Source organism: Methanospirillum sp. (genome assembly GCF_028679455.1).
In the GTDB taxonomy this organism is placed as follows: Archaea; Halobacteriota; Methanomicrobia; order Methanomicrobiales; family Methanospirillaceae; genus Methanospirillum.
Genome location: NZ_JAJRBM010000015.1, coordinates 1 through 14,150, shown reverse-complemented (window position 1 = coordinate 14,150; position 14,150 = coordinate 1). Strand labels below are relative to the sequence as shown.

General features: G+C 45.0%; 13 protein-coding genes. 10 read left to right on the top strand and 3 right to left on the bottom strand.

Translation table 11 applies throughout. The annotated features are described in order from the left end of the window. A partial coding sequence (locus LUQ50_RS00460; RefSeq protein WP_300034525.1) for an RDD family protein occupies window positions 1-240 on the top strand: 240 nt, incomplete at its 5' end. A gap of 48 nt (window positions 241-288) precedes the next feature. Here LUQ50_RS00460 and LUQ50_RS00455 read toward each other — a convergent pair. The 3 genes from LUQ50_RS00455 to LUQ50_RS00445 all read right to left on the bottom strand — a co-directional run bounded on the left by LUQ50_RS00455 (window position 289) and on the right by LUQ50_RS00445 (window position 1,522). Further along, entirely contained in the window at window positions 289-741 is a 453-nt protein-coding gene (locus LUQ50_RS00455; RefSeq protein WP_300034522.1) for a hypothetical protein, read from the bottom strand. Between the two features lie 143 nt (window positions 742-884). Next, window positions 885-1,286 (bottom strand): alpha/beta hydrolase, encoded by a 402-nt coding sequence (locus LUQ50_RS00450; protein ID WP_300034519.1) that lies wholly within the window; start codon window positions 1,284-1,286, stop codon window positions 885-887. An 80-nt stretch (window positions 1,287-1,366) separates the two neighbouring features. Beyond that, window positions 1,367-1,522 carry a hypothetical protein gene (locus LUQ50_RS00445; RefSeq protein WP_300034516.1) on the bottom strand — a complete coding sequence of 52 codons (156 nt, stop codon included), beginning with the start codon at window positions 1,520-1,522 and terminating at the stop codon, window positions 1,367-1,369. 135 nt (window positions 1,523-1,657) lie between these two features. Between LUQ50_RS00445 and LUQ50_RS00440 the strand changes: the two genes are divergently transcribed. The 9 genes from LUQ50_RS00440 to LUQ50_RS00400 all read left to right on the top strand — a co-directional run. Further along, the gene (locus LUQ50_RS00440) at window positions 1,658-2,152 is read left to right on the top strand and encodes a hypothetical protein (RefSeq protein ID WP_300034513.1); all 495 of its coding nucleotides are present in this window, start codon (window positions 1,658-1,660) and stop codon (window positions 2,150-2,152) included. A gap of 83 nt (window positions 2,153-2,235) precedes the next feature. Continuing rightward, the gene (locus LUQ50_RS00435; protein WP_300034510.1) at window positions 2,236-4,242 is read left to right on the top strand and encodes a tetratricopeptide repeat protein; all 2,007 of its coding nucleotides are present in this window, start codon (window positions 2,236-2,238) and stop codon (window positions 4,240-4,242) included. A 140-nt stretch (window positions 4,243-4,382) separates the two neighbouring features. Next, entirely contained in the window at window positions 4,383-6,656 is a 2,274-nt protein-coding gene (locus tag LUQ50_RS00430) for a tetratricopeptide repeat protein (protein WP_300034507.1), read from the top strand. Between the two features lie 18 nt (window positions 6,657-6,674). Continuing rightward, on the top strand, window positions 6,675-7,640 hold the full coding sequence (locus LUQ50_RS00425; RefSeq protein WP_300034471.1) for a replication factor C small subunit: 966 nt from the start codon (window positions 6,675-6,677) through the stop codon (window positions 7,638-7,640). Between the two features lie 62 nt (window positions 7,641-7,702). Further along, window positions 7,703-8,164, top strand: a complete 462-nt coding sequence (locus LUQ50_RS00420) for a chemotaxis protein CheW (protein WP_300034468.1) — start codon at window positions 7,703-7,705, stop codon at window positions 8,162-8,164. Beyond that, a complete protein-coding gene (locus LUQ50_RS00415; RefSeq protein ID WP_300034465.1) occupies window positions 8,164-9,756 on the top strand; it encodes a CheR family methyltransferase in 1,593 nt (530 codons plus the stop codon). The genes LUQ50_RS00420 and LUQ50_RS00415 overlap by 1 nt, the downstream gene beginning before the upstream one ends. 5 nt (window positions 9,757-9,761) lie before the next feature. Beyond that, window positions 9,762-10,334, top strand: a complete 573-nt coding sequence (locus tag LUQ50_RS00410) for a chemotaxis protein CheW (RefSeq protein ID WP_300034462.1) — start codon at window positions 9,762-9,764, stop codon at window positions 10,332-10,334. 50 nt (window positions 10,335-10,384) lie between these two features. Then, window positions 10,385-12,850: a methyl-accepting chemotaxis protein gene (locus LUQ50_RS00405; RefSeq protein ID WP_300034459.1), complete on the top strand. Its 2,466-nt coding sequence runs from the start codon at window positions 10,385-10,387 to the stop codon at window positions 12,848-12,850. 13 nt (window positions 12,851-12,863) lie between these two features. Further along, the coding region (locus LUQ50_RS00400) for an Hpt domain-containing protein (RefSeq protein WP_300034456.1) at window positions 12,864-14,150 on the top strand (1,287 nt) is incomplete at its 3' end.

Here is a 14,150-nt window from a genome sequence, read left to right as displayed (position 1 = left end):
CTCGAATCATCCAAAAATCAGGCAACACTGGGAAAAATGGCCTGTCGGGTGATGGTATCTGATTTACATGGGAAACCGCTGACTTTTGCGAGGGCAACCCTTCGTCACTTTGGCAAGTTTATATCAGGAATCCTGTTTTTCTCAGGGTTTCTCTGTATCGGATATACCAGATATCACCAGGGTCTTCATGATGTCATTGCGGCAACGCTGGTATGGTATCAGCGTGAAACAATCGAATAATAAAATTTTTCAAAAACTTGGTCCGGACCGAAAAAGTGAACTTTTCTTTTATCCACAACAGGAATAGTAAACAACCGGTGGAGGTGGATTAAAATACTGATTCCATCTTGCCTCCTGATCTTCGAATGTAGGGCCTGAATCATCAAAATATGCCGGGTTTTCTGCCTTCATTTTACACTGATACTCTCCTAGAGCCTTCCAGTCTTTTGCTTTGATGATATCACCTACTGTTCGGTAGGATGATTCATTCACGGTTTGATTAACAGTGGCCTGATTATCAGTCTCATCAACCGAGTTTCTATGGTCCGGAGTAACTTCCGTGAGGTTTTTTGTTTTTGTTTGATCAAATGATAAGGTCTGGTTTGGTCCGGGTTTTTTATCAACAGAAATAATGGTTCCATTCGTTGATATGGTGGAAGAGATATTCTGCATAGGATCGGTCAGAGTTTCCGTACTTATGTTATCAGGTAGCGAAATATTGTCCTGAATCTCTGGTTTCACTGGTATATCCCCATATGCAGATACGGAGCAAATACCCATAAGAATTAGAAGGGTATACCCAAAAAATTTGAATGATTCAGATTTCATGCGTTATCTCCGTTGGTAGATACATGATAGGTACTCGAGATATTACTGTTTCTTTATTATTGTAATGGTTTGATCAGTTCCTGATTTCCATCAGATGAGATTTTAAAAAAGTTTACTCCTGATGGAATGTTGTGTAGTTCAATTCCTTCAGGGTGGGATGAGAGTTCCATACCTGCCAACTCATCTGATGAGCAAATTACCGTCTGTTCAGGATGAGTGCCACGCTCAATAGTACAACTCATGGTAATCCGGTCACCTGCAGAAACGACCATGGTAAATCGGGAAGAGCCGGGATGGCCGGATGGGAGGACCAGGAGTGGGGTGTGCCAGATAATAACAAGTTCCAGGAGGATTAATGCCTGGCGTACAGTTCCACCTTCCGGAGCAGATACTACAACGAGTTCTCCCAACTTTAAAAATTGGCAGTACTCGTCATTGGTCGTTTCAATGAAGAGCATGAAGGGTTTCTGTACAATTCCAATTAACAGAAAAGATGAAGGAGCCTGAATCAGCAATCCGGAATCTGTAACCGGAATTATCATGCCGCTTCGGTTACGTCGTCTGATCCACAGGATGGACAGATAATATTTTTACCGATCCCTTTAAAGGATCCTTTGCAATCGTTGCACCGGTATGTTTTGGCTTTTAATCGATCTTCAAGTTCGATATCCATTGGCCCGCCCACAGAGCACATGGCATATCACCTCGAACATTATTCTTCGTAGTGCATGATAAAGACTATCTCTGATAATGGGGAACGTTCAATTGAGGTGTAATGATCCTGTGGCTATGAGAAATAACTATAGCAGTTTCTCCCCATGGATAAGTAATGGCCGCAGGACATGAGCCAACGCTCCAGGATCTTTCTCGTGAATTCCATCTGACTCCTGAATTGATCTGGACAATTGATCCTGATCACAATTCCCGGGGGGGGATTACTGAGTTTAATCCATGGGAACGATTCCCAAATAAAAATGGCCTGATGCTTCATGCATGGGGTGAAGGTCCTTTCTGCAGGTTTCGTATTCCGGGAAGATTCAGGAACTGTTCCGGCATATACATTTTAGTCACCGGAGGGAAGGTAACTTTTGTTGGGTGGTGTCAGAACCTGGTGCAGCGAATGAATCAGCATTATGGAACTATCTCCCCACGAAAATGTTATGAACGATCAGAACCCGAAAACTGCCTTGTTAATCATCGGATTCTTGAAGTTGCTCAGTCAAAACGAAAGGTTCAGTTATATCTGATCCAGGATGGGGCATCGGATCTGTGTGAAATGATCATCTCAAGACTAAACCCATCATGGAATAGTGACTTGGAATAATCTTACCGATGTGATGGTTCTTCTGATACCTGCTGCTTTTTCATAAGAAAGTATATCTGTCCAGGACTTTTGACATATAAGGCATGAAGATCCGCGACATTGCGTCGATCATGGCACTGGCACTCCTGCTTTGTCTCACTGCAGGGGTCTCTTCTGCCGAAAATACCTCTACTACTCAATTGTTTGAGATGGGAAACCAATCAATTCAACAGGAGAAATGGGAAGATGCAATCACTGCATTCAAGCAGGTGGTTGAACTTGACCCACAGGATTCTACTGCCTGGTTTAAGCTCGGTGGTTCATACTTCCAGAATGGGAATGTGTCTGATGCCTATTATGCATACCAGAATGCCACCACCATAAATCCAGAATATGGCAATGCTCAGGCTATGGTAGGATTTGTTCTTCTGTACGGAATGGTACCCCCGGATGCAGCGGGAGCAGTAACGGCTCTTGAAAAGGCAGTTTCATTAATTCCTGATGACACCGGAGTCAAGATTAATTACGGAATAGCAAATCTGCTCACCGGTAATAGTGAAGCTGCTCAAAAGACCTTTGAGGAACTCACTCAGGCAGATCCTAAGAATGAGCGTGCCTGGTACTGGCTTGGAGTCACCCGTTCGGATAGCGCAAAATTAGAAGAAGGTCTAGAAGCATACAACAAAGCAGTCGAGATCAATCCTGAATATAAAGATGCCTGGTTTGCAAAAGCTGATGTAGAAGGCTACCTGGGTAAGCAGAATGAGTCTGAAACCTCCTTCAATACCCTGCTTAGTATCAAAGGTGATTATGCAGAGCCTTTCAAAACCACAGCAGCAAATGATGCTGAAGTATACTACCGGTTAGGAGTAATTCAGTTTAACAACAACAATCTCGAAGATGCTGCAAAAAATTTTGATAAATCTATTGAACTGGATGCAACCAACCATAATGCATGGTACTACAAAGGTCGTATTCAGTTTGAGAATAATGATCTTGCTGGTGCCAGAACATCCCTGGACAAGGCAATTGCATTAAAACCTGAATTCGCAAATGCATTATACTGGAAGGCACGTGTTGATATCAGAGATAACCAGTATCCAGTTGCCATTGAAGAGCTCATTAATGCTACAACAATTGACAGCAACCTCACCGATGCCTGGTATTTCCTTGGTGGTATTCAGGGAGATTCGGGTTCATTTGAAGATGCAGCCGCAAGCTTTACCAAACTTACTGAATTGAGACCTGAGTTTGCAGATGCCTGGTACTTCAAAGGTCTTGATGAGTATCAACTTCTCAAGCTGACTGAAACGAAGGATTCCCTGGAGCATGCGCTGAATCTCACCTCAGATACTTTTACACCTGATATGCAGGCAAATGCCTGGTGGATTGTTGGACTTATTAATACCGAGAACGGAGACACCGAAGCAGCAGCCTCTGCATTTAATCAGTCAGTTGCACAGAATGGAACCTTCAGCGGTGCATGGAATGCATACGGCACTACACTCAATGATCTCAAAAAGTATGATGAAGCACTTGCTGCAATTGAGCAAGCCCTCTCTATCGATAAAGATACCTCTGAGTACTGGTACAACAAAGGAAACATCCAGAGGAATATGAATAAGACAGAGGATGCACTCAAATCATACGATGAAGCAATTACAATTGAACCAGAACCCCGTGTCTGGAACTCCAAAGGTATGGCTCTGATGCAGTTAGGTCAGGATGATAAAGCGGTCGAAGCCTTTGATTCCGGTCTGAAACTTGATGAGACCCTGGCTGTTCTCTGGTTCAACAAGGCCGGTGCATTATACAACCTGGGCAAGTTCACAGAAGCTAGTGAAGCGGTTGAAAAGGCTCTGGCTCTTGACTCCTCGTATGAGGCAGCTATCAACTTAAAAGAACAGCTTGCAGGAAAGGAAGGAAGTTCTGCAGATAACAGTACCTCAGTGGAGAATAATTCTACAACTTCCTCTTCTGAAACAGAATCATTCAATATCACTCCTGAGAATCTGAATACATCAGTAAACAAGGTGCAAGCAAAGCCGACTCTTTCAAAATCTGATTTCTCTTCCCTTTCAGAAGATAATTCAACAAGTTCTGAGAACTAACTCCCCTCTTTTTTATCAAAAAAGTTACATCCGGCCTATACACATTCAGTATAGACAAATAACCGGACCTTGACTTATGAGATAGCCACGTGCTCATGACTTCTCTAATCTCCGGGTTTTGAATTTGCGCTGGTTCGCTTATGGATGACCAAGAAAAAGACCTGATCATGCGGCGTGCTGTTGAACATGCCCGTCGGTCGGCGTATGATCAATCGATTGCCTGCATCGATCAGATTCTCAAGGATGAACCTGAAGAACCTCTTGCTCTTTTTAATAAAGGATTCACCCTCCGAATGGCGGGACATTCTGATGAAGCAAGAACGATATTTAATAAAATTGTTGAGGTTGCTCCCTATACTCCGGGTGTTCATCATCAACTAGGAATGATTGCAACTGAGAATGGGGAGTTGACTCGTGCTCTCACCTATTTTTCTCAGGCAACCAAACTCCATCCCTTTTCATCAGAGGCCTGGTTTGAGCTGGGAGTAACCTTATTCGGTCTGGGGCGGTTTAGGGAAGCGAAAGAATCACTTCGCCAGGGTTCAGTATTTGATCCTGAAAATCCTGCAATCTGGGATCAGATTGGGCTCTGTTATCAGCGTGACGGTGAATTGAAAGAAGCAATCCGATCTTTTAACCGTGCGCTTGAAATTGATCCTTCACAAGATCAGGTTCTCTATCATAAAGCACGCGTTCTTGAACAGATGGGGGATCGGACTGAAGAGATATCCTGTTATGACGCTTTGATTCTTCTCAATCCTGAAGTTGTCTTTCCATGGTTAAAAAAAGGTCTTGCCCTGCTGATGAATGAGGATTATAGGCAGTCTGTCCGTTGTTTTTCTGTTGCGTCACGTCTGGAGAACCCGGGCCATATGCCGCTATTGCTTAAGGGACTGGTTATGGCCATCCAGGGAGAATATGATGATGCAATCCCCTGCTTTGAGGAAGCCTACCGGCAGAATCCGAATGAACCCGATATTTCTCTTCATCTTGGAAGAGCACTTGGCTCTGCAAACCGTCCAACAGAAGCAGTTGAAGCGTTTAATCGTGTTATCGAAGGTAAACCAGAGTGTCTGGAGGCATATGAAGGAAAGGTCAGAGCCTTGTATCATCTTGAGCAGTGGGATGAACTTTTTCAGATCTGTTCTGATCACCGCAGGAGTGATCCGAAAAATTATCTCTGGTATCTTCTTGAAGCACGGGCATGCGGCTGGCACACAGGCAATCCATCCCGTGCGATAGATCTGCTGCGAGAAGGGTTATCAAGGATTCCTGATGATGAACATATGGATCTGGCCTTGGTTGATCTCTATGTTGAGATGGGGGAGACTGATCAAGCTATCAACCTCATGCAGACAGTAATTGATCATCAGGGTGACCGAGTACCATGTCTATACCGACTAGCGACATTACTTGCAGAACATGGTTCATATCGGGAGGCAGTACAGTATCTGGAAAAAATTATTCGATTACACCCGGATGATGCCCAGATACTCTCTCTTGCCGGTGAGGCATATGAACATCTCGGTGATCTTGATACTGCACTAGATCGTTATACTGCGGCGTTGTCAGAAAAACCTGATGATGCCGGTCTATGGTTGTCACGGGCACATATATTTCTGGAAATTGGAGGTATTTCTCATGCACTTACTGCGTCCAGGCAGGCGACTTCTCTTTCGGATTCGTGGTATCACGCATGGATCATCCGTGGTCGTTCAGAGATCGAATCCGGTCTATTCCGTGATGCAAGTAGAAGTTTTACTCTTGCATCTGGATTAGAACCCGAAAATCCTGAATCCTGGCGTCTGTTAGGTGATTCCCTGATAGCAGACCGGGAAGGGGAGGCCTCCTGCGTTGCTTACGATAAAGCCCTTTCTCTTGATTCTTCTGATCACAATGCACGTGACGGGAAGATTCATGCCCTTCTCTTTCTCGGGAAATGTGAACTTGCATTACAAGAATATGACATTGCACTATCTCTTAAGGGGGAAAACTTTTGGGATCTGTATGGGAAAGGCATGGTTCTGTTTGATCTTGAGAATGATGATGCAGCGGGGCAGAACTTTGAGCAATGTGCTCTCTATACCAATCAGGATCCTGCGTCATTGTCTGCGCTGGGAAATGCCTGGGCATGTCTTCATAATTTTGACAAAGCCGAGTTGTTTTATGCCCGATCTCTGGAGATAGATCCTGAAAATGCCGAAGTCTGGAATATGAGGGGGCATGCCCTTCGTGATGCAGGAGAGCATGACCGGGCCGTACCCTGTTTTGATCGGGCATTAGAACTTGATCCTGAAGATGGGGACTCGTACCTGAGTCGTGAGTCCTGCATCAGGATTATGAACGGTGAAGAAGAGCCACTGATTCTTACGATAAAAAATCATGATTCTATTACGAAGGACGACGAATACTAATACATAGGGATCACTGGTATGGACGAGACTCACGCAATATGGATTGAAAAATACCGGCCAAAGAAACTGACTGATATTGTTGGTCAGTCAGATATTATCGAGCGGCTGACATCCTATGTTAACAAAGGTGAGATGCCTCATCTCCTGTTTACCGGTAATGCCGGAGTTGGGAAAACAACCGCAGCAGTTGCTCTGGCACGCGAGTTTTTTGGCGATGACTGGCAGATGAACTTCAGAGAACTGAACGCCTCTGATGAACGGGGTATCGATGTTGTCAGAACTCAGATCAAACAGTTTGCCAGAACTTCACCTTTTGGCGGTTCATCGTTTAAGATCCTCTTTCTGGACGAGGCTGATGCACTGACCAATGATGCCCAGTCAGCACTGCGCAGGACGATGGAGACCTATGCCCAGACCTGTAGGTTTATTCTCTCCTGTAATTATTCCTCAAAAATAATTGATCCTATCCAGAGCAGATGTGCCATATATCGGTTCAGACCACTTGCAAAACCTGCTGTTACTGAGATGGTCTCACGAATCGCTACCGATCAGCACCTGGAAGTGAGCCCGGAAGTGGTTGATGCAATCTATTACGTGGCACAGGGAGATATGCGAAAAGCAATTAATGCCTTGCAAGGTGCGGCCATTCTGGAACGGTCTATCGAACCTGCGATGATCTATGCGATCACAGCTACTGCACGACCTGATGAGATTGAAGATCTGATTCTGCTCTGTCTGTCTGGGAATTTTGAAGGAGCCGGAAGAATGCTGGATCAACTGTTACACGACCGGGGAATTGCTCCTCAGGAACTTATCGGGCAACTCTACCGTGCGATTGTTAAGCGGGATCTCCCTGAAGGAACAAAGGTCAGGATGATCGATCAACTCGGTGAGACTGACTTCAGGTTGTCAGAAGGAGCCTCCAGTGATATTCAGATGCAGTCCCTCATCGCGAAATTTGTAATCTGCGGAAAAGGAATCTGAACGGAACGTATCACCGGAACTAAAAACCTATATGAAGAGAGAAAACCACCATTACATAATTAATGACGGAGTTCCTCCTCTTCATGGTTGCAGACCGGCAATTTGGTGTTCCGGTACTGATGGCAGAGCATGTAGTGAGGATGGTAGCGTTAACCCGGCTTCCGGCAGTATCGGATGCGGTAGCCGGGATAATAAATTATCACGGTACTATTGTTCCGGTCTTTTCTCTTCGTAACCGGTTTATGCTTCCGGTCCGGCAGCCAAATCTTACCGATGTATTGATCCTCACTGCTACAAGTAGAAGACTGGTTGCACTGATCGCGGATGAAATAATCGGGGTCAGAGATATCGATAAAGATCTGATTCAGGCAGATGCAGTTCTACCAGGCCTGACTGCAATGCAGGGAGTCGTAAAGACTTCTGATGGCATGATCCTCATTCCGGATCCGGAACGGTTCTTACTTCCTGACGAAGATACTCAGTTATCAGCCGCTCTTGAACTGGTATCTCGTGGGGGATCCTGATGGCTCCCTTGCTATCTTATGAAGAACTCCGACGAGTCTCTCAGTTTGTCAATGAACGGATCGGTTTTTCATATGCACCTGAGCGGATGTCAGATCTGCAGCGAGGCTTTGAAACTGCATGTCAGGATCTTGGCCTAACCGATTCTATTTCCTGTATGAAGGCAATTGAGGATCCCTTATGCACCTCTGCTCTGGAAGAAGCGCTGGTAAAAAAACTCACAATCGGCGAAACCTATTTTTTTAGAGATAAAAATCTGTTCATCGAACTCAGGGACCACTTGCTTCCAGACCTGTTTCGGTCAAGACGCATGAATGGAAAATATCTGAGGATCTGGTGTGCTGCATGCAGTACCGGTGAAGAACCATACTCATTGGCGATGCTCCTCCGGTACCTCCTTCCCGATATCGGTGATTGGGATATTACCATTCTCGCTTCTGATATTAATCCCGGATCATTGTATGCAGCAGAACGGGCCCTCTATTCCCGGTGGTCATTCAGGGAAGAGTCCCCGGTACCAATTGATCGATATGTACACCCGTCATCTGATGGAAGATTTCAGATCTCTGATGAGATCAGGAGGATGGTGATCTTTAAGAGACTGAACCTCATCACCGATCACTACCCTTCACCCATGACCGGTACGATGACCATGGATCTGATCTTTTGTCGGAATGTGTTGATGTACTTTTCACCAGAACTGGCATCAACCGTGGTTGATCATCTGAATGGTACTCTCATCGATGGAGGGTGGTTTGTGGTAAGTCCACAGGAGATCAGTTATGCTCAACGCCCTGGATTTCTTCAGATCAAAAAAAGTTCCGTTTTTCTGTTTCAGAAAGTACCACCTGGTGAATTGAAACCTGTGAATTTATCATTTTCTACGTTACCGGTGAAATCGGAGATTCCAGCATCTGACGAAGACCTGACTGATACTGATGATCTTTACGATATATCATCTGCAACGTTACTGCCTGACCTGTCAGAAAGGAATGAACTCCCATCCCAACCAGATACTTCAAATCTGATCCCTGCGAAATTGACGATATCAGAATCCCTGACGTCGCAGTCTGGACGTTATGAGACGGATTTCTGTTTACAAAAACCAGAGGATCCCGCTCAGTTGATACTGGCTGGACGATTATCTGAAGCCGAACAACTACTCAAAAGTTCTGACAATCCAGCAGGAATAGTATTGAAAGATATGCATATGCTTGCCAGAATGTATGCTGATCAGGGAGATACTGATCGGGCACTTGGATGGTGTGACCGGATTCTCGCAGTAAACCCTCTCTTTTCAGGGGCCTATCATCTTCGTGCGGTAATTCAGCAGGACCAGGGTGATCTTCCCGCTGCAATTCAGTCTCTCCGGCAGGCTCTGTATGCTGAACCTGATTACATACCTGCGCATCTGATGCTGGGAACGATCCTCGTATCCCGGGGACAAAGGCGTGAGGCTCGTAAACATTATCAGATCTCAATGGATTTACTCTCAACCATGGCTGATGATGCACTGGTAGACGAGACGGAGGGAATGCCGGCTGCCCGTATCCGTGAAATGGTTCATACTCTTCTAAGCGGGGTGACATCCTGAAAGAGATGGACTCTCATCGTACTCCCGGAGATGGATCGTTTCATGAACCGTTATATGATGGTGAGAATAGTTCTGTTGATGAAATTCTTGATCAGCGGGCTAAGAAACTAGCGGTATCTCATCTGGATGAAGAATCCGAAGAAGATGGAATCGAAATACTGGAATTTTTGTTATCAGGTGAACGATATGCCATTGATATGCAGTACATCAGAGAAGTTGCGCTCCTCAAAGAGATCACCTTCGTTCCGGGGGTACCTCCATTTATCCTGGGAATTATCAGTCTTCATGGTTCAGTCCTCTCGATTGTGGACCTTCGGACTGTTCTTGGAATGCCCCCGAAAGGGCTGACTGATTATAATCGTATCATTGTCTTATCTGGAGGTACCATGACGTTCGGAATATTAGCAGATGCAATTGTCAGAACCATGACTATCAGTACTATACTCATTAAAAAACCTCCACCAACCATTCGTGGACAGGGTGCACCCTACCTTACCGGGATTCTGCCGGGACCGTTGATGATTATTGATGCCCATGCCCTGCTATCTGATCCCAACATGGTAATCGGAGATGAATAACAGATGGATCTGGTTCGATTGATAATACTCGTAAGTGATGAGAGGTTTGTATGAAATTTATTGATGATGCACGGATACGATCTAAACTGGTTGGAGGCTCTCTTTTAATCTGTCTGATCATGCTTGCAATCGCACTGTTCGGAGTTGTAAATCTTCAGGCTATTGCCGGGAATAATGATCTCCTGTACGAACAAGCGCTCATGCCTGTTCATACCCTGGATCAGATTGATGCCCAGATAGCAAATATCAGAACCAATGTGATGAGATACACACTTTTTCCAGATGAACGAACCAGTTTGAAAGCAAATATCTCAAGTTCTTTTACTCTTCTTTCAACAACCCTCACCGAATATAAGCAAAATTATGCAGAATCCTCTGATCATACTCAATTGGATCGGCTTTCAACACTCCTGACAGAATTAGAGCAATCATATCAGCCAACCCTGGATGCAGCTGATAGCGGGAAGCAGAGTGAAGCAATCCAGACTCTTTCGTTATCAAGCAAGCCTGTTATCATACGGAATGAAATTCTCACCATCATAAATGATCTAACTTCTCAATCGGTCAGACATGCTGATGAAATTCGAAAGAGCAGCATTGCAACTGCATCATTTACATCAATCATTTTTGTAATAGTCACTATTGGAGCAGCATTCTGTTCACTAGGGTTAGGGGTATTTCTCTCCCGAAGTATCACAGTTCCATTGAACGAAGTTGTGTCTGTTGCAGAACAGATTGGAAAAGGAAGTTGTTCTGCCCGGGTATCCTTCCATCGTAACGATGAAATCGGCACCCTGGGGGTAGCACTGAATCGGATGGGAGAAGCCATTAGTGCAATGATTGCTGATACCACAGTCCTTACCCAGTCTGCTCTCAATGGAGAATTATCAGTCCGGGCAGATCCTGCACCCCATGAGGGTGATTATCGTGTCATCATCACGAAGTTCAATGCTACTCTTGATGCCGTTGTCAGTCCGCTTAATGTAGCAGCCGAGTACGTTGACCGTATATCCAAAGGGGATGTTCCCCCTGTCATCACTGATTCATATAACGGAGATTTCAATGAAATCAAACAAAATCTCAATACTTGTATTGTTGCGATCAATAACCTGATCGAAGATTCACGAATGCTCTCCGAGGGAGCGGTACAGGGAGAACTGAGTACTCGTGCAGATCCCGGCAGGCATCGGGGAGATTTCAGAAGGATTATCCAGGGAGTAAATGCTACCCTTGATGCAGTTATCAATCCGTTGAATGTGGCAGCTGAGTATGTTGATCGCATTGCCAAAGGTGATATACCGCCCGTTATCACCGATCCCTATAACGGTGATTTCAACGAACTCAAAAATAATTTAAATACCTGTATCCAGGCAATTAATTTTCTGATCGAGGATACCAGTTCACTGAATGATCTGGCTGTCAGGGGAAAACTTCTTTCACGTGCGGACCCAGGTCGTCATTCCGGAGATTATCGTAAGATCGTGGAGGGAATGAATGCAACATTGGATGCAGTTATCGAACCTCTGCATGAATCCATGAGAGTATCACAGGAGTTTGCTTCAGGTAATTTCGGCGCCCGGGTAGATGAGAGTCTGAAGGTCCAGGGGGATTTTGTTGAATTTAAGGATGCCCTTAATCAGATAGGTATTGAACTCTCCCGGATGATGGCGATGATCAATGATGAACTCTTTGAATCAGTCAATGTTCTTTCTGCTGCCTCAAGTGAGATCCTTTCGGTCACTGCAGAGTTATCTTCCGGAACCGCACAGACCGCTACTTCAGTGAATGAGACATCAGCAACGGTTGAAGAAGTCAGGAAAACGACTGAGATCACCAATGCCAAAGCCAAGAATGTGTCTGATAAATCACAGGCGGTAAGCAAGGTTGCACTTACCGGTCAGGAATCAGTTGAAGAGATTCTGGCAGGAATGACTCATATTCAGCAGCAGATGGAGTCAATCGCAGGTAGTGTAGTCAAACTCAGTGAGCAGAGTCAGGCCATCGGTGAGATCATTGCAACAGTTACCGATATCGCTGAGCAATCAAATCTGCTTGCGGTTAATGCCTCGATCGAAGCTGCTAAAGCGGGTGAATATGGCAGGGGATTCGGGGTCGTTGCGCAGGAGATCAAGAGTCTTGCCGAACAGTCAAAACTTGCAACAACCCACATCAGGACAATTTTAACTGACATTCAGCGTGGTATCAGTTCGACAGTCATATCTACTGAACAGGGGACAAAAACCGTTGCAATAGGTTTGAAATTAAGTAGTGAAGCACGTGATGCCATTTCAGTTCTATCACAGAACATCAATGAGGCAGCAAAGGCAGCAATTCAGATTACTGCATCAAGCCAGGAACAGGTAGTAGGAATGGATCAGATCTCTGCTGCAATGGAGAGTATCAGAACAGCTGCCCAGAATAATCTTGAAGTCACCAGGCAGGTTGAGAAGACGGCCAAAGATCTTCACGACCTGGGTATCACCCTGAAACAGATAACTGAACGGTTTAAACTCTGATGAGGAGGAATATATGGGTCTGAACGAGGATAAATTCCTGGCTCAGCTCCTTGAGACATTTCGGAGCGAAGCACAGGAACACCTGACTGCCATCGCTTCAGGCCTGTTGACTCTTGAACAGGGTTCACTCTCTAATGAAGAGTATAACCGGGTAATTGAACAGATCTTCAGGGACACTCACAGTCTGAAAGGAGCAGCCCGTGCTGTGGGACTTCGTGAGATTGAAACCCTCTGTCAGCAGCAGGAGAGTGTCTTTTCTGCGGTAAAAAAAGGAAATCTCATCATCAACCCTGACTCATTTGATCTATTTCATGCAGTAATCCATGCCGTTGAGCAACTCTTATCACAGGATACAGGTGTCAAAACTGCTGATCTCATCCAGCAGTTAAAAGCACTAATGGCCGCTGACACCGTTTCATTCCCAATTCAGAATCATGAATCGCGGGTTCAACCGGATACTCAATCATCAATTTCTGGTTCAGTTCAGGACGATATTTCTGAAACTAAAAACCCTGAACATATGCAGTATACCAAACCGGGTGATTCCAAAAATGGTGCTTCATCTGGTCTTCAGGTACCTGAATATATTCTTCATAATACAAATGATGAAAAAAACCCGATCGAATCAGAACCTGGATTCGGGAAACGTGAAGGTTCCGGATCGATAAAAACCAGTCCGATGGTAAAAATATCATCTGAACGACTGGAAGATCTGTTTTCACGTGCTGATGATCTGATCGGAGCCCGGCTTGCATCCAGTCAGCGTTCTTCTTCTATCCGCGATCTACTTCAGAATTTTCTTTCCTGGAGATGGGCCTGGACTCAGATAACTACCGATATTGAACATCTGCGGACTGATACATTTCAGAACGGAATTGGATCTCATATCACCCATCTATCAGAGATAGAGCGGATTGCAGGCTTTCTTGAATACAATCATACCTTCATTCATTCACTTGAACGTGAACTGACTGCAATATCCCGGGCTGTTGCAAGAGATCAGTATCTTCTGGATACTGCAACAACAGAACTCATTGATGAGATAAAACAGGTTATCCTTGTCCCCGCGTCTTCCCTTCTTGAGATGTATCCTCGCGCTGCTCGTGATCTGGCAAAAGAAAAAGGAAAAAATGTTGATGTTCTCTTGTCAGGAGCAGAGATCGAGATCGATCGCAGAATTCTCGAAGAGATCCGTGATCCAATCCTCCATATCATCAGGAACAGCATTGATCACGGAATTGAATCTTCAGATATCCGGAAAGAACGTGGGAAACCAGAACGGGGAACAATCCATATCACG